This window comes from Tateyamaria sp. ANG-S1 (assembly GCF_000814025.1).
Lineage (GTDB): Bacteria > Pseudomonadota > Alphaproteobacteria > Rhodobacterales > Rhodobacteraceae > Tateyamaria.
Window position 1 is genome coordinate 35,286 of sequence record NZ_JWLL01000010.1, and the last position, 18,403, is coordinate 53,688.

18 protein-coding genes are annotated in these 18,403 nt (G+C 59.9%); 4 read left to right on the forward strand and 14 right to left on the reverse strand.

The features are described 5' to 3' along the window. The first annotated feature begins 90 nt into the window (after positions 1-90). Positions 91-336: a type II toxin-antitoxin system prevent-host-death family antitoxin gene (locus RA29_RS18440; protein WP_039688783.1), complete on the forward strand. Its 246-nt coding sequence runs from the start codon at positions 91-93 to the stop codon at positions 334-336. Then, positions 333-722, forward strand: a complete 390-nt coding sequence (locus RA29_RS18445; RefSeq protein WP_039688786.1) for a type II toxin-antitoxin system VapC family toxin — start codon at positions 333-335, stop codon at positions 720-722. The genes RA29_RS18440 and RA29_RS18445 overlap by 4 nt, the downstream gene beginning before the upstream one ends. Before the next feature lie 122 nt (positions 723-844). Here RA29_RS18445 and RA29_RS18450 read toward each other — a convergent pair whose 3' ends face one another. From RA29_RS18450 to RA29_RS18470, 5 genes are read right to left on the reverse strand one after another with little or no spacing between them, the layout of a single operon-like run. Further along, positions 845-2,953 (reverse strand): phosphotransferase, encoded by a 2,109-nt coding sequence (locus tag RA29_RS18450; protein ID WP_082029608.1) that lies wholly within the window; start codon positions 2,951-2,953, stop codon positions 845-847. Between the two features lie 16 nt (positions 2,954-2,969). Then, positions 2,970-4,760, reverse strand: a complete 1,791-nt coding sequence (locus tag RA29_RS18455; protein ID WP_052249769.1) for an ABC transporter ATP-binding protein — start codon at positions 4,758-4,760, stop codon at positions 2,970-2,972. Continuing rightward, positions 4,757-5,905, reverse strand: a complete 1,149-nt coding sequence (locus RA29_RS18460; RefSeq protein ID WP_039688790.1) for a glycosyltransferase family 4 protein — start codon at positions 5,903-5,905, stop codon at positions 4,757-4,759. The genes RA29_RS18455 and RA29_RS18460 overlap by 4 nt, the downstream gene beginning before the upstream one ends. Beyond that, a complete protein-coding gene (locus tag RA29_RS18465) occupies positions 5,905-7,146 on the reverse strand; it encodes a glycosyltransferase (RefSeq protein ID WP_039688792.1) in 1,242 nt (413 codons plus the stop codon). Before RA29_RS18465 ends, RA29_RS18460 begins: the two co-directional genes overlap by 1 nt. A gap of 30 nt (positions 7,147-7,176) precedes the next feature. Then, on the reverse strand, positions 7,177-8,433 hold the full coding sequence (locus RA29_RS18470; RefSeq protein WP_052249770.1) for a hypothetical protein: 1,257 nt from the start codon (positions 8,431-8,433) through the stop codon (positions 7,177-7,179). 215 nt (positions 8,434-8,648) lie between these two features. Between RA29_RS18470 and RA29_RS18475 the strand changes: the two genes are divergently transcribed. Further along, on the forward strand, positions 8,649-10,337 hold the full coding sequence (locus RA29_RS18475; protein ID WP_039688793.1) for a HAMP domain-containing histidine kinase: 1,689 nt from the start codon (positions 8,649-8,651) through the stop codon (positions 10,335-10,337). After that, a complete protein-coding gene (locus RA29_RS18480; protein ID WP_039688796.1) occupies positions 10,334-11,050 on the forward strand; it encodes a response regulator transcription factor in 717 nt (238 codons plus the stop codon). Before RA29_RS18475 ends, RA29_RS18480 begins: the two co-directional genes overlap by 4 nt. Positions 11,051-11,125: 75 nt before the next feature. On the opposite strand, the gene RA29_RS18485 is transcribed toward RA29_RS18480, so the two are convergent. The 9 genes from RA29_RS18485 to RA29_RS18525 form a co-directional block, all read right to left on the reverse strand. Further along, a complete protein-coding gene (locus RA29_RS18485) occupies positions 11,126-12,268 on the reverse strand; it encodes an NADH:flavin oxidoreductase/NADH oxidase (protein ID WP_039688939.1) in 1,143 nt (380 codons plus the stop codon). Between the two features lie 115 nt (positions 12,269-12,383). Further along, the gene (locus tag RA29_RS18490) at positions 12,384-13,127 is read right to left on the reverse strand and encodes an ABC transporter permease (protein ID WP_039688798.1); all 744 of its coding nucleotides are present in this window, start codon (positions 13,125-13,127) and stop codon (positions 12,384-12,386) included. Continuing rightward, positions 13,124-13,777, reverse strand: coding sequence for a TenA family protein (locus RA29_RS18495; RefSeq protein WP_039688800.1), 654 nt, complete (start codon positions 13,775-13,777; stop codon positions 13,124-13,126). The genes RA29_RS18490 and RA29_RS18495 overlap by 4 nt, the downstream gene beginning before the upstream one ends. Continuing rightward, entirely contained in the window at positions 13,774-14,475 is a 702-nt protein-coding gene (locus tag RA29_RS18500) for an ABC transporter ATP-binding protein (protein ID WP_039688802.1), read from the reverse strand. The genes RA29_RS18495 and RA29_RS18500 overlap by 4 nt, the downstream gene beginning before the upstream one ends. After that, on the reverse strand, positions 14,472-15,140 hold the full coding sequence (tenA, locus tag RA29_RS18505) for a thiaminase II (protein WP_039688804.1): 669 nt from the start codon (positions 15,138-15,140) through the stop codon (positions 14,472-14,474). The genes RA29_RS18500 and tenA overlap by 4 nt, the downstream gene beginning before the upstream one ends. Beyond that, entirely contained in the window at positions 15,137-16,075 is a 939-nt protein-coding gene (locus tag RA29_RS18510; protein ID WP_039688806.1) for an ABC transporter substrate-binding protein, read from the reverse strand. The genes tenA and RA29_RS18510 overlap by 4 nt, the downstream gene beginning before the upstream one ends. A 10-nt stretch (positions 16,076-16,085) precedes the next feature. Next, entirely contained in the window at positions 16,086-17,042 is a 957-nt protein-coding gene (locus tag RA29_RS18515) for a HesA/MoeB/ThiF family protein (protein ID WP_039688941.1), read from the reverse strand. Further along, complete coding sequence (locus tag RA29_RS18520; protein ID WP_039688808.1) at positions 17,039-17,635, reverse strand: thiamine phosphate synthase; 597 nt, start codon at positions 17,633-17,635, stop codon at positions 17,039-17,041. Before RA29_RS18520 ends, RA29_RS18515 begins: the two co-directional genes overlap by 4 nt. After that, on the reverse strand, positions 17,632-18,402 hold the full coding sequence (locus RA29_RS18525; RefSeq protein WP_039688810.1) for a thiazole synthase: 771 nt from the start codon (positions 18,400-18,402) through the stop codon (positions 17,632-17,634). The genes RA29_RS18520 and RA29_RS18525 overlap by 4 nt, the downstream gene beginning before the upstream one ends. Between the last annotated feature and the right edge of the window lies 1 nt (position 18,403).

Sequence of the window (18,403 nt, forward strand, 5' to 3'; positions counted from 1 at the left end):
GGTCCAGCGCTTTTGTATGCTCCTAACGGCGCGAGACTTGTATGAAAGGTTTGGATGGACTAACTTAGCTAAGTAGACTTGGAGATTGCCATGCAATTCAGCGTTCACGCCGCGAAAACTCAGTTGAGCAAGTTGATTGATGCGGCTTTGTCCGGTGAGGAGGTCGTGATCGCCAAGGGCGCGCGCCCGGTTGTGCGCCTGGTGCCGATCCGCCAGTCGGGTTTCGCCCTTGGAACGCATCGAGGTGCGTTGGGTGATGTGCCGGACTTTCTGGAACCGGTCGAGGACGCGGATCTTGATCTGTGGGAGGGACGCGGACCTGCGCCTGCCGAATGACTGCGGTTCTGCTAGATACCCATGCGTGGGTTTGGTCATTTGCCGACGATCATTTGCTGTCCGATCCGGCTCGGAAAGCCATCGGGGCCGCCGATGCCGTCTTTGTCAGTCCGATCAGTTTTTTCGAGATCGGGCAAAAGGTGCGCATCGGTAAATGGCCGGAAATGGCGCCGATGATTGATGATCTGCCGCGCATCCTATCGGATCAAGGTGGTCTGGTCGCGCCAATGACCCCACAGATCTGTTTACGCGCGGCAACCTGGGAGTGGACGCATCGCGATCCGTTTGACCGATTGATCGCCGCAACGGCAGAGCAATCAGAACTGACGCTTGTAACGGTTGATGCAGCCTTTGATCAGCTGCCCGGCATTCGTATCGCTTGGTAAAATATTACATAATACAGATTATAATTTCTCTGTGTGGTAGGCTATCAGAGACGTCTCGCTTAAATGATACTCGGTTCGCTGACTTGATTGCGACGCCAGTATTCATGCGCGCCCCTTAAACTCTACTGCACTTTCGAAAGCTCGCTGCGACACAAGGCTTCGACGGCCGGGATAGCGTGCCGACGGTCCGGAAACCGCGCGGCGATTGCAATATGACGCGCCAGAGATATCCAGCGAAACGAATTCACACGCTGCATGTCCGGCAGCGAGGCAAGGTCGCTGTATCCCTGTAGGAATGCGTCCTGCAGTGCTGCAAAATGGCTCGGGTCCTCCCCGTGCCTCAATGCAAGCTCGTCCAAATGCGCCAGAAAATTTCCAAGGTCGATTGCGGCGTCACCTACTGCATACAGATCCAGATCCACGAGCCAGATCGTATCCGGCGTGACCAGGACCTGATCGAAGTAAAAGTCACGGTGTAGGCCAACATGAGGCGCTCTTGGAAGCCCGTCCAAGCGCGCCTTTGCAAGCGACAACAGATCATCATGGGGACCGCCGGAGAGCGCCTTTTCAAGGACCGCCCATTCATCTGCGTGGGTCCATTGCCGCGTCGTTTGGACTGGCGTGCCATGAAGTTTCGCCAGCGCACGCCCGGTGCGCCGCATCGCGTCCCGCTTCGCAGGTGCTGAACCATCTTGCACATCGATAAGTGCATGCCCCGGGACCTGCTCCTGCAACCAGATTGCAGGGTCATCTACCGTGCCCGTGACAGCGGCTACCCCTACTCCGTCACACCCATCAAGGCCCGCAGCTCGCAGCTTCGACTGAAAGTGTGGCGCGTTTCGATCAGCCCCTTTTGCTCGCAACTTGCCCAACAAGACTTGGCCATCCGGAAGGACATACTGCACCATCGCGCGGCGCCCGGGCTTCAGCCTTGTGAGCGTGATCGCTTTCGGCTTCTTCCCGAAACCCGTACGCATGTGTTCCGGTTCCAACGCCTTGGCCAGACCGGGAATGGTGCCCTTTGTCGCCGGTATCGGTGGGTTTTGACAGATTTCTTCAACCCGACCGAGGACAGAGCGCATCTGTTGGTCCCAGTCAGCACTGCGGGCACGAAATGCCTCAACGGCCAGAGCAAAAAGTGCGTGTGCGCGATGTGCGGCGATGACCTTGCCCGGCGGAAGTGTTCTGACGGCCCCGTATCCTTCCAAGAGCGCTGTGCGGGCCTCTCCCGTCTCGAAACCCTCAATTTCGTCCAGATCAAGCCGTGCCAGCGCGCTGCCAAGATCGCGGGCAGCGGGACCTCTTGCTGCGCGGTCCCAATCCAGGATCACGGTGACGTGCCCGTCGCGTATCACTTGGTCAGCTGAAAAATCACCGTGAAGCGCCACCAGCTCGGACGCGTCCAACTCAGGCAATTGGCTGGCCAGGCGCTGTGCCTGTGTCTCAAGCTCGGGCATGAGGGTAGAGACCGTCTGGACTGTCTGGTGCAAAGCGGGCGGCTTCCAGTCGGACAGCTTGTCTTTGGGGCCCATCACGTGGTGTTGCGCGAGCATTGCGCCAGCCAAGTTGAAGTCACGTGGCGCGGATTGCGGTGACAGGGCGTGACCTGGGGTCCATGCCGTGGCAATGGCCAGATCATCCGGTGCTGTTCCGATCACCGCGGGGCCGCCCATGGCATTTGCATAGACAGCCCCGGCAAAAGCGCGGTCATACGTGGCCCGATCGGCATGCATCTTGATGACAGCAATGGGCCCATGCGGCCCATCGGCGCGCAATACAATCCTGCGACCGGGTTTGTACCTGAGGATTCGAAGGGGGTGATTGGCAAGTCCAAGGCGGCTCAGCAATGCCGTCCGGGATGTGTCGTCAGACAACTGGCGCGCCTTCCGCAAGCGCCGCTCCAAGGCCAGCGGCACAAAAACGGTACAAGCATCGTCGAGATAGACCGCTTTCTGTGGACCATTGTTCCATTTCGGCCGGTTCCGGATTTCGGGCCAACGCGAACGCGGGTATGTCATCGCGACCCACGCGCCAAGGCTGCCGTCCACAGGAACAAGTCCGGCGACGCAGTTCGTCCTGGGTTTGTAGTTCAGGTAGCTGTGGCGGAAGTTACCCAGATCGATTGTTCGGGAGACGGACGACGCATTTAAAACCGCGCCAAGACCCGGCAGATCGGTATCCCGCGCGCACAGTGCTGCATCAGCTGGCACTAGATCACCTGTCGAAGGCATAATTGGCCGCTCCTGGTTAACTTGCTTCAGCCGTCGCGAGCCATCCGCCCGCCGCGCGCAGAGATGATGCGTTTCCGGTTTCTGCAACGGCGCCGCCGGAAATCGTGGCAATGCGATCACATCGCGCTGCCAGCTCCAGGTCGTGCGTGATCAACAGGGTCGTACGGCCCTCGGACACTGAATCGATGGCTGCGATCACCGATGCGGCGCTTTCACGGTCCAGCCCGGTGGTTGGCTCGTCCAGGATCAGCACCGGCGTGCGCCGCAGAAAGGCCCGCGCAAGTGAAAGGCGCTGACGCTGACCGCCCGACAGGGTGGCACCACGCTCGGCAAGATGCGTGTCGTAGCCGTCCGGCAGAGACGTGATGAAGTCATGCAAAACCGCACGGCGGGCCGCCTCCTCCAGTTCGTCATCGCTTGCATCTCGATCCAGGCCGAGGGCGAGGTTGTCGCGGATCGTGCCTGACATGATCAACGGTTCTTGGGGCACGAATGCGACGCTGGCGCGCAGGGATTGAAGCGTGAGGTCGCGGATGTCCATGCCGTCCAGCTTGATCTGGCCCTTCTCAACGTCGTGAAGACGTAAGGCGAGCGCGGCGAGTGTGGATTTGCCTGCGCCGGACGGCCCGATCACTGCGACGCGCTCTTCTTCATAAACCGTCAGATCGAGCCCATCGAAAACCTTGGCCCCGTCCTGATGAGCAAAGTGGACGTTCTCGAATGTCAGGCGGCCTTGCAGATCGGCCGGAGCAGGCTGCGCACCGGGCCGGTCGCGCACGGCATCGTCCCGGTCGAGCAGGTCAACGACCCGTTCTGCCGCTGCCAACGCCTTGGCCAGCCGTGCGGCGTATTTGGCGTAGCCGCGAATGGGCCGATAGGTGTGCTTGAGATAGCTGACAAAGATCAGCAGGTCGCCCGGGGTGATCCGCGCGTCGAGCACTTGGAGCGTGCCATAGAACAGCACTCCGACCAGGCCGAGACCCGCCAGCACATCGACGGATCGTTCAAGCCCCGCGGTCAGCCGGGCGCCTTTGACACCCTCGCGCATCTCTTTTTCGTTGGCACCGGAAAAGGCCTTGTTCGTGTGCTCTTCCAGACCGAGCGTCTGCACCGATGCGATCCCGGCCAGCACCTCGGACGAGGTGGAGGCGAGCGCCCCCTGCCGTTTGCGTTGTGTGCGGCTGACCTTGCGGATGCGCAGGGTCAACAGGCGCGACAGGATCCAGAGCACAGGCAGCGGTGCCAAAGCGACCAGCGCCAATCGCCAGTCGAGCCAAAGCATGACGCCGATCATGCCCCCGAAGATCAGCACATTGGCAAGAAGCGGCATCGCGGCGGTGACCAGCGCGTCCTTCAGCATGCCGACGTCGCTGACCAGCCTGATGGTTAGATCGCCAGTGCGTGATTTGGCATGAAAGCCGATGGAAAGCGATTGAAGATGCCGGAAAAGGTCGGACCGCACGCGCGCCAGCATCCGATTGCCGACCCCTGCAAAGACAACCGTTGCAATGTAGTGGAACGCCGCCCGAAGAAGGACAGCAAGCAACAGTCCCCCGGCGCAGAGCGCGAGTAACAGCATCGGGTCGATCTGCGTGGCCGCCGGAGCCTGCGCGTCCGGCACGGGGACAACAGCGTCAATGACAAATTTCAATGGCCAGGGTTCGGCCAGACGCATGAGCGTCGACAGGATGAGGGCGCACACCGCGCCACAGAGCGCCAGGATGTGTCCCCGCACATAGGGCCGGAAGCGGCGCAAGACCGCAATGAGGCCGAGCCCCGTCTGCGCAGGTTCTGCTGGGGTGCTCATGCGGCACGCACTTTGCGGCTAAGTGCGCGGGTCAGGACACGCTCCGCCGTCGCATCCCATGTGTGATGCGCCAGAACATGGGCGCGTCCGGCTGCCCCCATCGCCTGCGCCCGTGGCAGGTCCGAAGACAATTGAGCAAGGGCCCGGGTCAGGGCATCGGCGTCGCCGGGCGACGTGACAAGACCTGTTTTACCATCGTGCACAAGCTCGTTGAGGTTGCCGGTTCGCGTGGTAACGACAGGCAACGCCGCAGCCATGTATTCGTAGATCTTGAGCGGCGAGAAATAGAAATCAGCCATAGCGTGATAGGGGGCTGTTCCTACATCCATCCGCGCGAGGGCCTCGGGCACAGCGGCGGCGGGCAAGAGCCCGGTGATTTCAAGTGCGTCTGACAGGCCGCTCTTTGCGAACTCTTCTTCGATCCGCGCGCGTTCCGGGCCGTCCCCCACGATCAAGAGCCTCGCGTCGGGTACCGCGCGCCTTAGTTGGAAGAAGGCCTGAACAAGTGTCGGCAAGCCGTGCCATGGTTTCATCGAACCCAGGAAACCTACCGTAAAGGGGCGATCAGGGCGCGGCTCTGGCGCGGGAAAACGCGCCGGGTTCACGGCATTTGGCACAACGATCACGTTCTTGCCCCCGATGGTCCGCGCGTATTGCGCAACCGGTCCGGTGACTGCGCAAACCAGCCCCGCGGCGCGCATGGACCGCCGGGCAGCGTTATCTGCCTCGTGCGGCAAGGCGAGCTTTCGGTGCGCTGCCTGTTCGGCAATGAGCGGTGCATTGATTTCCAGAACGGCGGGTCGGTCCGCCTGAGTTGCCCATTCCATGGCGGCGTAGGACATCAGCGCGTGGCGTTCGTAGACAAGATCGGGTTGCAGGTCATCCAGAGCCTTCGTCAGCGCGTCATTTGCCGCCAAAAGCGCCCGTGCCCGGCGTGTTGGTTCGCCTTTGGGTGCGGGCGGCAACGGGTGGACCTGAACCTGCGTCAGGTCGGAGGGACGCTCACCTTCAGGACGCGGTGTCAGTAGCGTGACTTGTGCCCCTCGCTTCACAAAAGCGCGCAGGATTTCCTGAACGTGGATCGATGCGCCCTTGGCGCCCCAGACGGGAATGCCGGGATCGGTACAGACATAGGCAATATGCATTATGCCACCTGCTTGCGGTTCCGCCGTTCGATCGACTTGGCAAAGATGGCGCGCAGAGCCCCTGCACTTTTGGTGATATCGAAATCACGTTCAATCAATGCGCGGGCACGCTGCGACAGATCTTGCCGAAGGTCGGGATCACCAATCACCTCAACCAGGGCGGTTGCCAGCGCGTCTGCATCCCCTTCGGGAACAAGAAGACCGGTATCCCGATTCCGGACCAGTTCTGGAATGCCAACAACGTCGGTCGAGATAACTGGCAGACCGATCGCCATTGCCTCAAGCAAGACGGTTGGCAAGCCATCGCGATTTCCATCAGAGCCAACCACGCAGGGACACGCAAGAACGGCCGCGTTGCGCATCAATTCGATGACTTCAGCCTGCGGGCGCGGACCTTCCAGCTGGATGTAATCGGCCAAATCGGACTCCGCGATCTGGGCGCGCAGATGATCTTCTTCGTCACCGGCGCCCACGATACGGCAGGTCACATCCCGCCCTTCACTGCGCATGATACGCAGTGCTTCGATTAGGAAATGGAAGCCCTTCTTTTCTACCAGCCTGCCGACGGCGAGGATTTCTGCCGCATGTGCTTTGGGCGGGGTCCAGGAAAACCGTTCAAGGTCCAATCCGTTATACACCCGGACAGCGCGCGGGGCAGCGAAGGTGTCGCGCAAATACTTCAGGTTATAGTCCGACACAGTAACGGCCATATCGGCATCCCTGAATTTCAGGTCGAGATGCTGTGGCGCGCTATATTCGTGGTAGATGTCCTTTGCATGCGCCGTAAAGGAATAGCCTATCCCAGCCATGGCAGCAGCCAGCCGCGCGACCGACGTCGCAACTGTCCCGAAATGGGCATGCAAGTGCGTCACACCGCGCTGCCGGACCTCGACGGCCAAATCTAGCGCTTGGGCGACATCCTGGCCCGACACAATCCCGTCAAGCTTGGACAGGACATTCAGCGCTGCAGGCTGTTCCTCGCACGCTGCCGACAATCGTTGCCAGAACGGTTCTGGCCCTGAAAACCTGTCGCGCAAGCGTGTGACGGGCGCGCGCACTTTTCCGAGCTGATCCTGAAAATGCGTTTCTTCGACCGGCCGCAGGGCAAAGATTTCAATCTCTTGGCCCACCGCTTCATGCGCTAGAATTTCGTTCACAATAAAGGTTTCCGAATACCGCGGATAGCGTTTCAGCACATACCCAACACGCGACGTAGGTGGATAGTTTGATGTCAATGACATTGCAGTGATCCTTTCTCCGAGGTTTTGATGTCAGGCGGCCGAAATGAAATGCTCGGCCTCGGGCTTGTGGTTGCGCTGTATGGCCGCGTCTATCGGTCTGTCGAAAAGGGCTGCGTGCGCCATGTCCTGAACACGAGCCAGTCCGGCCATGTCCGGCATTGTTCCAGTTTGTGACACTGGTTTGGCGAGCCAGTCACCGATGGAGGCCGGGGACAGTTCTTCGGGTTTCAACATTGATACCAACCCGCGGGCAGCGAGGCGCGTTGTGCGCATGACCTGCTCCCGACGAGGCTTGCAGCGCGGGACGATCAAAGCGGGTGCTTCTATTGCCAGAAATTCCATGGTGGTGTTGTAGCCACCCATCCCGACAAGGCGCGTTGCTCCGGCCATGACACCGAAAGGTTCGTGCACAAATGGCAGAACGACCATGTCTTCGCGCGCTTCAGCGTGTTTCAGAACGCTGTCGCGCAACGTTTCCGGCATTTGTGTCCCGGTCACCAGCACACCGCGGTGACCTTTAGGCATCGGTGCGCGCGCAAATGCCTCGCATAGATCGGCACCGTCTCGTCCCCCGCCCACTGCACAAAACACGTAGGGGCGCTGGTCATTCCCGGCGATCGTTTCCAGATCCAACGCGGCTTGCTTTGTCTCACCACGTGCCGTGGGGTCGAGCAGGCCCAGATAGTGCGCACGGGATCCGAACCGCTCGCCCATGCTGCAATCGCTGAGAATGTCGTAGAGTTGCGGATCGCCGTAGATCCAAACCTGATCGTAGTACCTGCGCACGGTTTCGAAGTTGCGCTGCCGCAGCCACTGCCGCCGTACGACCTGACTGTCGTCAATCACGTCACGTAGGCCCAGTACGATCCGGCAGTTCCCTCGGCGTGACAAAGCCGCCAGCGTGTCGTCCAGTTCGAACTGTGCACCGCGTGGGACGTTGTCGACAATCAGCAGATCAGGGTCAAAACCCGCGGCGACGCTTTTGATGATGCGGCTGCGCATGCGTGCGAGTCGGGCAATATCGTCTCCCAACTCACGGGGCCGGTAGCTGCCGTCGCTCTGTTTGGCGTAGGCGGGCAGTGTCACACAATCGGTGCCGGAAGGAAGAGCAAAGGCTCCTGCTTCGCGCATACCGCCAATCAGCAGGATCTCGGGTTTCGGATCAAGCTCGGACAGAGCTTTTGCGATCAGCAAATTGCGGCGCAGGTGTCCGTAGCCCAGCGTGTCGTGCGAATACAGCATGATACGCGGCGCACGTTTGGACAGAGTTTTGATTGATCGCGGCATGCTCAGATCCTTCCAGTAAACGGTGGAGATTCGCCCCGGTTGCGGAGAAAACCAAGGTTCGGCAGACGTCTTTTGAAGCGCGGTTTTTCGCCGGGCCCCGTCACAAAACCTTCACGGTGGTAGCTATGTCCGCACCCCCGTTCCGTAAAATTAGAATTCACTAAGAGAGCCCTGAAGGCGGTGGTTTTGGCAGTTTTTAGCCATAAACTAATGGTATGCTAACCAGAACCAGCCCGACCGATGTGGCGACCGATGACATTCTAACCAATTGCGAGCGCCAACTGCGCATGAGGTTTGGCACAAAGCTGGCTTTGAGCCTCGCCGTCGTTGTCCTGTCAGCAGGAATTGTTGCGCTGAGCCTTCTCGCATTCCTGCGCATCAATGATGCGGCCCTCACGGAAATGCGTGCGTCCTATGATCAGACGCTTGCCATCAAGACAATTGAGAGTGCTGCGAATGATTATTCGGAGCAGATCGCCGAGTTGTTGATCCTTGGCCCTGAGCTGTCGTCGGTTGAAGCTTCCCGCGATGCTCTGCTTGACGCCATCGGCACGATGGAGGCGTCCATTGAAGCCGAGATGGAAGCATTCATGCAGGTCGGCGACCTTGCCGAAGTACGCGACGAAGAGACCGAGCTTTTGGTCATGGCTGATTTGCGCAGCATCATCGAAAAGATCGAGCGGATGCGTATCAAGGTGGGTATCGCGTTGTTCAATGATGACCGGGAGGAAGCGCGACGTATTTATCGCGACGATGTCGAGCATCGTTTGGATGACGCGCTGGACTATCTCCTAGCAACCAGCGTTCAGCGAGAGATTCAGGAAGTCGGTGGTGCCATTGCATCCATGGATGTCCTGATCGAACGGATGCGCGTGTCTGCTTACGGTCTGGTTGCGGTGATGGCCGTACTGGTCATCTTGCTTGGGGTCTTTTTCTTCCGCAGTGTTCTGCGTCCGGTCGAAGCATTGTCCAAGGGGACAGACGCGGTTGCGAATGGCGACCTTGGGTATCGTGTGCAAATCAAGCAACGGGACGAACTTGGTCGATTGGCTGATCAGTTCAATGCCATGACGGCCAAGATCGCGCAGCAAAGACACGCATTGCTCACTGCAAAATCTGGTCTCGAGGCAGAAGTGGCGGCCCGGACTGTTGAGCTGGAGGAAGCGGCCACACGGCATAAAGAGCTTGCCGAAGGCCGCGCGCGGGTCCTGGCTGACCTGAGCCACGAACTGCGTACACCTTTGACCGTGATACGCGGAAAGGCGGAAATTGCACTCACCGACCCGGACACGACCGCGGAATATATGCGCACCGCATTGGAGCGCGTCCGGGTTAAGGCTGAGCAGATGAGCCGGTTGGTGGATGACATGCTGTTTGTCGCCCGCACCGAGGCCGGCGCCATACCCATCGAAAGGCAACGCATCAACATGCAGGACGTTTTGGCCGACACCCTTCTGGACAGCGAAGAGCTTTCTCGCCGCAAGGACATTACAATACGTCCCCATCAACCGACTGAACCTATCGTGGTGCAAGGCGATGCAGAGCGGTTGAGGCAAGCCATCCTAATCCCGCTCGACAATGCTGTTCGGATCGCACCCGCTGGAAGTGTGGTGCATGTGGATCTGACCTGCGAACAAGGTCGGGCTGTCGTCAAGGTGTCCGATTGCGGGCCCGGATTTGCAGCCGAGGAAACCGAACGCGCATTCAGCCGCTTTTGGCGGGGGCCAGCGCGCAGCGGAAAGTCAGCACGTGGCAGTGGTCTGGGCCTGGCGATCGCACGCTGGATCATGGAGCAGCACGACGGCACCATCACAATCGAAAACCATACCGAAGGTGGTGCCACAGTACGATTGGACATGCCTGTCGATGCCGAAGGTATGCAAAGCAAAGAGGTGACGCCATGAGCGCTGCACGTATTTTGGTTGTCGAGGATGATCCGGAGATCAGCGAAATGATTGCTGATACGTTGCAACGGCGGGGTCATACAATTGATGTGACCCACTCGGGCGCGGAATTTGCACAGCAACTCAAGACCGAGGACTACGCGCTTGTCATACTTGACCGGCTTTTACCCGATGCCGAGGGCGCGGAGTTGTGCAGATCTTTGCGTCAGACAGGCGATGACATCCTCGTGTTCATGATCACGGCACAAGATGCGTTGGAGGACAAGCTCGAAGGGCTTGAAGCCGGGGCGGACGACTATTTGACCAAACCCTTTGCTTTTGCGGAAATGGCCATGCGGGTCGAGACATTGTTGCGGCGCGCGGATCGCACCGCCGGAACACAAGAAGAAGAGCTTTGCACTGGGCCACTGCGCCTGGATCGCGCGCGGAAGAAAGTCACCGTCGACGGGGCGCCAATTGCGCTTACTGCAACAGAGTTTTCCTTGCTTGCACACTTGATGCAACACACAGATCGGCCTGTCGACCGGATGGAACTTCTCAACGCAGTATGGGGGTACGACTTCGACCCCGAAACCAATGTGGTAGAGGTCTACATCCTATATCTTCGGCGCAAGCTGTCCCAAGCGACAACGGATGTCACGCTAAGGAATGTCCGAGGCTTCGGCTATCTTTTGGAAACCACGGACAATGTGCTGGAGGAACAGTCGACTTAGGTGGCAAGGCTGTTTTCCGTTGCTTGACGCAAACAAAGGATCGGACGCGATACGGGACAAGCAACGAACGGATCGTCACCGCAATCCCAGCTTGATAAGCAACCGATCCCGCTTCATCAACCACCAGCCCGCTTCGATTGGCCAGAGGCTGTGATTGTCTGTGGCCCCAAGTTGCGCGGCCGCGTGTAAGGGCCAGTTCGGATCATCAAGCAACTCGCGTGCCAGCGCGATCATATCCGCCTGTTGCGACCCAAGCAGATCTTCGCAGAACCTCGCATCCCACAGAAAACCGACGGCCATCGTCGCGATATCGGCATGCGTCCGGACTTCAGCAGCAAACGGCGTTTGAAACCCTTCGGTGATTGTCATGCGCTTCGGTCGTTCCTTTCCTCCGATCCCGCCAGACGAACAGTCGATCATATCCACGCCTTCCGCCTTGAGCCGCCGGGCAATCTCAACTGTATCGTGGACCTCCAGTCCGCCGTCCACCCAATCAGTGGCAGACAGCCGGAAGGCCAGCGGGTAAGCCTCCGGCCAATGTGCGCGAATGGATTTCGCGACTTCGACGGCGAACCGCATGCGGTTTTTAAACGAACCACCCCACCGATCCGTGCGCGTGTTCGACAACGGCGACAGGAACTGATGCACAAGGAACCCGTGCGCTGCATAGACCTCGATAATCTTGAACCCGGCTTGAGCAGCGCGCCGTGCGGATGCACCAAAGCTATCGACGACACGCAGAATGTCCGCTTCGGACATTTCCATAGGCGTGGGCCAGCCATCAGCATATGGAATGGCGGACGGCGCGCATGCAGGCCAAGGCGCTTCATCGCGCGTTGCCATATCTTCGGCATCCACTGGCGTTTCGCCATGCCAAGGCCTCCGTTCAGAGGCTTTGCGTCCGGCGTGGCTGAGTTGAATGCCGGGCACCGCACCCTCATCCTCCAGAAATGCCGTGATGCGTTTTAGATCGTCGATCTGTCCATCTTCCCAAAGACCGAGGTCGCCATGGGTGCGGCGCCCATGTTCCTCAACCGCCGTTGCTTCGATGTAGACGAGCCCGGCACCCCCCATGGCGAAACGACCAAGATGCACGAGGTGCCAGTCATTTGCATAGCCATCACGTGCCCGATATTGGCTCATGGGTGAAACGGCGATGCGATTTTTGAATGTGATCCCCCGCAGGGTGAAGGGCGTAGACAGGGTCGACACGGTCATGTGGTCCTTGCGTTTGGTCTGCACCGAGACCTATCAAGCGGGTCCGAAAGCATGAAGGTTTTTGTTCCAACGGTTATTGTTGGCGCAAATGTTTGAGACCAAAGAGCGCAGTGTCTCAAACCACCTCGGGCCGATCCAGCGTCTTTTCGCAAAGCTTGTTTACACCAGTGTGCAACAGCACTGTCAGCACAGCAAGCACAATGAGGGCCGCAAACATAAGGTCAGTTTTGGCGCGGCCATTGGCAAGAAGCATAAGGTAGCCGAGCCCTTTGGACGCACCGACCCATTCCCCGATGATGGCCCCGATGGGCGCATAGACCGCGGCCAGACGCAGGCCAGACGCAAAACCGGGCAGAGCCGCCGGCACGCGGATATGCCACATGATGCGCGCAGGGCTCGCCCCCATGACGCGGGCCATCCCCAGCCAATCGCGATTGGTCCGCATCAATGCGTCAAAGAAGGACGATGTAACCGGAAAGTAGATGATGATCAGTGCCATGGCGATCTTGGACCACAGCCCAAAGCCCAGCCACAACGTCAGGATCGGCGCCAGCGCAAAGACCGGTATCGCCTGACTGAACACCAGCATCGGGCGCACCAGCGCCCGCGCCATGGGCGACGCAACGAGTGCGATGGCCGACACGAAGCCAAGAGCGGCGCCAAGTGCGAGGCCAATCAGCACTTCGGCCATCGTGATCGCGGCGTGTTCGGCCAAGAGCGCGCGGCTGTCCCAGATGGTCTGCGCGACCAGCGCAGGCGGCGGCAGGATGAAGCGGGCCACGCCAGTGGTCCAGATCACCATCTGCCATAGCGTCACCGCCAGAAGCGCAGCCGCGATCCCTGCCCGCCATCCTGTCATCTGGCGACTGGAAAGCCGGACCATGCCGCATCGAAAAAGGCGCGTTCGAACGCTACTGCGCGGCTGAAGGTTTCTTTCACCTCCATTCGGGCCGCATCATCCAGGGTTTCCCACGTCGCGTCGAGCTGTCCGCGCAAGTAAGCAACGACACCGGCAAAACCCGCGCCGGAATGGAGCGTAATCCATTCCCCCAACCAAAACGGCAGATCATCCGCGCGGTCCTCAAACGGTGTAGCCCAGTCGAGGTAGAGCCATTCGGCGACCACCAGCACGGACAGCATGATCTCGTATCGGCCCGAATGGCGTGCATCGTCCATGAGTTGCTGGAACGCTTGCGTTTCTGGCGCCGCTTCATCCGCCTGCGGCACTTCGAGTGCCTCGAGCGCACGCAGGAAATAGGTGTTCTCTGCCCCACAGATCAGTCCCAGAAATTGTGCGCCCGGTACGGCGTCTGCCAAAGTTGGCGCATGCGCCACGGCGGATGCCAGAAGCCTGACAAAGCTTTCGACAAACAGGTAGTCCTGCTGCAGATAGCCGGCCATTTTGTCTTTGCTGAGCGTGCCATCTGCCAGCGCGTCAGTGAAGGCGTGGGTGGTCGCAGCATGCCAGTCGTCAGCGACATGCGCCTTGAGGTGTTCGGTTGCACTCATCTTGGTCTCCGCAGTTGGTTGAGAAGGCTGGCTTGGGTGTGCAAAACATCCCTCGCGTCAATCGGACGTGGGATCGGACCATCAGGTGCAGCGACCTTGATAAGTTCCGAACGGGTCATAATGAGGATCGTCTGACCTAGCCTTGCGGCTTCGCCCGGATCGTGGGTCACCAAAAGCACGGTGCGATCCTTGAGAAGCTCTGCTGTCAGATCCTGCATCTGCGCGCGGGTCAGTGCGTCGAGAGCGGAGAAGGGTTCGTCCAGTAGAACGACTGGACGGTCCTCCATCAAGGTACGAGCAAGTGCGACCCTCTGGCGTTGCCCGCCCGACAGAGCTGTTGGGTGTTTGGTCGCATGGTCTGCAAGACCGACCTGCGCAAGTGTCTCTTCGGCGCGCGCTTTATCAGGGGTCTCCCCCCGCAACCGGGCGCCGACCGATACGTTATCAATCACGCTGAGCCACGGCAACAAAAGGTCCTGTTGCGCCATCAAGGCCACGCCGCCCGTATCGGTCATTTGGCCCTTAAAGCTAACCTCTTCCGCAAGTCCGGCGAAAAGCCGCAGGACGGTGGATTTCCCCACACCGCTCGCCCCAAGCAGGCAGGTCCAGGTGCCGGGCTCCAGCGTCAAATCAAGCTCAGAGAAGATCGGCGTACTCTGGATCATCGCCGACCCGGTGAGGCGCAGGGCCTTGGTCACGGATCAAGCCCCATGTCCCAAAACCCAACCTCCAACCGCGTGGCTGTGGCGAAGCGTGTCTGAAGTTTATCCCAACGTGGGCTGGACATTGGGTCATCCCCAATTCGGCGTGCGACGGCCCCGTCGATCAGTGCGCCGACATCGTGGCACACTTTCTGATAGTCGGGCCCGGCATAGGTGCCGATCCAATCGGCGTATGTGTCCGATGTTTGCTTAGCTTCCAGATGCGCCCCGATCTCACCATAGCCCAGCACGCACGGTGCCAATGCAGCCAGCAAGTCGAGCAGATCGCCCGAATGGCCAGCATCCAGCACATAACGCGTATAGGCGAGGTTTGCCTGCTGTTCCTCCGTCGCGAAAACCGTGGCTTCGTCAATTCCGGCCTCTGCACAGGTCTTGATATGCAGCGCGATCTCTTCGTTGATCAGGCCGTTTACGGTGCCCGCAGCCAGCCGCATTTCATCGACCGTGTCCGCCTTGGTCACCGCCAGCGCCCAAGCGCGGGAGAAGTGGATCAGGAAGACATAGTCCTGTTTGAGATAATGCAGGAACGCTGCGCGCGGCAGGCTGCCGTCCCCGAGACCTTGGACAAATCTGTGGCCCGTGTAGGCAGGCCAGGCGGGTGTCGCATCCCGCCAAGCCGTGAATGTGTCCCCGTAGCTCATTCCGCCCCCAGATCCACGGCCAGTGCCGACACGGGGCGCGTCCCTTCGACCAGACCACTTTCGGCCAGGAATTGTTCGAACCGGGTGTAGCGGCCTTCGTCCAAGGCTTCGGGGCGCAGAGCAAAGCGGGGCAATGTGTCGACCCATGCCTTTGCATTCAGGGCATCGTCCAGTTCAGGCGAATACCCTTTGAACAGCTCCCACGAGGCCTCTGGGTTGTTGACAATGTACTGCGTTGCCAACTCCGTTGCGCGTAGGAAGCGGCGGATTTGGTCCTTGTCCATCCGTTCGGGGTTCGCGACATAGATCAATTCGTCATAGGTCGGCACGCCCTCTTCCTCGACATAGAAACAGCGGCCTTCGACGCCTTCGATCTCCATCTGGTTCAGCTCGAAATTGCGGTAGGCGCCGATAACGGCATCGACCTGACCAGACATCAACGACGGGCTGAGCGAGAAGTTCACGTTCACCATCTCGACGTCGTCAAGGCTGACACCATGCTTGCCAAGCATCGCCGTTAGAACCGCCTCTTCCACGCCTGCAACGGAAAATCCGATCTTGGCGCCTTTGAGTTGGCTGATCTCTTGAATGGGACCGTCTTTGAGCACCAGAAGGCAGTTCAGCGGTGTAGCCACCAGCGTGCCCACTCGGATCAGCGGCAGACCTTCGGCCACCTGCAAGTGCTGGTTCGGCTGGTAGCTGACTGCGATGTCACCCTGTCCGGCTGCAACCAGCTTGGGCGGCGCGGAGGGATCGGCAGGCGGAATGATTTCGATCTCCAGCCCTTGGTCGGCGAAGTAACCAAGCTCTTCGGCCACGATGATCGGCCCGTGGTCAGGGTTTATGAACCAGTCCAGAAGCAGGGTCATCTTGTCCTGCGCCATGGCCTGCGTGCCGATCAGCAGGGCAGCGGCAGTTGTCATTAGAAATTTCATAGGGGTCTCCTCAGTCTCCCAGGGCAAGGAGTTTGATCTCGCCTGCCCAGTGTTGTGAAAGCCGCTCTGCCGCCTGCCAGGCCCGAAGGCCCGACCGGCAGGCCAGAACGGCGCGTTGATCTTGTTTTGGTTGCGGGCCGTTCGGCCCGAAATCGGTAACCGAGTGGCGCAGGGCGTGTGGCAACGCCGGGCCCTGTTCGGCGGCCGCCCGCAGGTCGATCAGAAAATCACTCGGCTTGATGTCCATGGGCGCGATGAAGCCCGGATCTGGCGCTGGATCGCGTGCTGTGTCGAAGCGGAACCCGCCAAAGCGCAGCGTCTGTGCGTCATAGGTGACCAACTGGCCGAGGGATGTGTCGTCTCCGGTCAGGATCGCCATTGCCATCTGTACCTGAAGGCTGCCGATCACCCCGACGCTTGGGCCCAGGACACCGTCCGCATCGCAAGAGCCAAGCTGGTCCGGCAGATCGGGAAAGACCGCCCTAAGCCCGGGCTGGCCGCCACAGAACCCGCCGACATACCCGGCGGTGCCCACAACGCTCGCGCTGACAAGTGGCTGGCCGGTTTTGAGGCAGTAATCCGACGCCATATAGCTAGCCGCAAAGCTGTCAGCACAATCAAGGATCAGATCCATACCACGACACAATACCACAAGGTTGGCCGGATCAAGCCGCTGACGTATGGGCTCCAAGGTCGTTTCAGGATTGAGTGCTGCCATGGTGCGTGCCGCTACATCGACTTTGGGTTGCCCGATGTCCGCCTCGCGAAAAAGCGTCTGGCGGTGCAGGTTCGACAGGCTGACCACATCCTTGTCTACGAGACGGATATGACCCACACCTGCGCCGACAAGGTATTGTAGCACCGGTGCCGCCAATCCACCGGCTCCGATGATCAGAACCGATGCCTCGCCAAGGTGCGCTTGTGCACCGTCGCCCAGAACGGCAATCTGGCGGGCATACCTGCTCATGCGCAGGCCTCCAACCATTGCCGCACGCGCTCTTCCGGGTTGTCATGCAAGGTGATGTCCGTAACCGCTGAGACGATGTCGGCGCCCGCCGCGAATGCGCCTTCGGCGCGAGCGACGCTCATGCCACCGATGGCAACCAGAGGAATGTCGCCAATCCGCCCTTTCCAGATCGTCAGCTTTTCGACGCCCTGCTGGTGCCACTTCATCTTTTTCAGAATAGTGGGGTAGACCGGGCCAAGCGCAATGTAGTCGGGCGCAAGCGCTAGGGCGCGCTCAAGCTCTGCATCATCATGGGTCGAAATCCCCAGCTTGAGGCCCGCCGCGCGGATCGCGTCCACATCGGCTGCGTCCAGGTCTTCTTGTCCCAAATGAAGCCAGTCGCATCCCAGTTCTATGGCCAGCTTCCAGTGATCGTTGACCACCAGAACCGCGCCGTGCGCGCGACACAGATCGCGCGCTTCGGTCAGCTGCGACCGCAGAATGTCTTCGGGCTGCTCCTTGATCCGAAGCTGCACGAGCTTGACGCCCAGGGGCAGCATCCGATGCAGCCATGCGACGTCGTCAAAGATCGGGTAGAACGGGTGCAATGTCATAGGAATGCCTTTCCGAACACGGGCGTGGAAGGGGCAGCCATATCGCGTGCCTCCATCGGGTCGGCCTTGTACGCGAGGGCACCCGCCTCGACCGCGCAAGCGAACCCTTTGGCCATTGCAACAGGGTCGCCCGCCTTGGCCACGGCGGTGTTTAACAGCACGGCGTCGTAGCCCAATTCAATCGCGTGAGCGGCCTGCGATGGCAGGCCAAGGCCGGCATCAATCACCAGCGGGATATCCGGGAAGTGCGCGCGCAGACTGCGCAGCCCGTAGATGTTGTTAAGCCCAAGACCCGTGCCGATGGGCGCGCCCCAGGGCATCAGCACTTTGCAGCCCACTTCGATCAGTCGTTCGCACAGAACCAGATCTTCGGTGCAATAGGGAAAGACCTCGAACCCGTCTTCGGTCAGTTGCGCGGCGGCGTCGACTAGACCGAAAGGGTCCGGTTGCAGGGTGTCTGCGTGGCCGATGACTTCAAGCTTGATCCAGTTGGTATCGAAAAGCTCGCGCGCCATCTGCGCTGTTGTTATCGCCTCCCGGACCGAATGACAGCCAGCCGTATTGGGCAAGACGGCGACACCCAGCTCCTGAATCAGCGCCCAGAAATCCTGCCCTGCCTGATCGCCGCCTGCCTCGCGGCGTACCGAGACTGTTGCGATACCCGCGCCTGACTGGCGGAACGCCTCGGCGAGAATGGCAGGCGATGGGTATTGCGCGGTGCCAAGCATCAGACGCGATTCAATCTCTGTGCCGTAAAATGTCGGCATC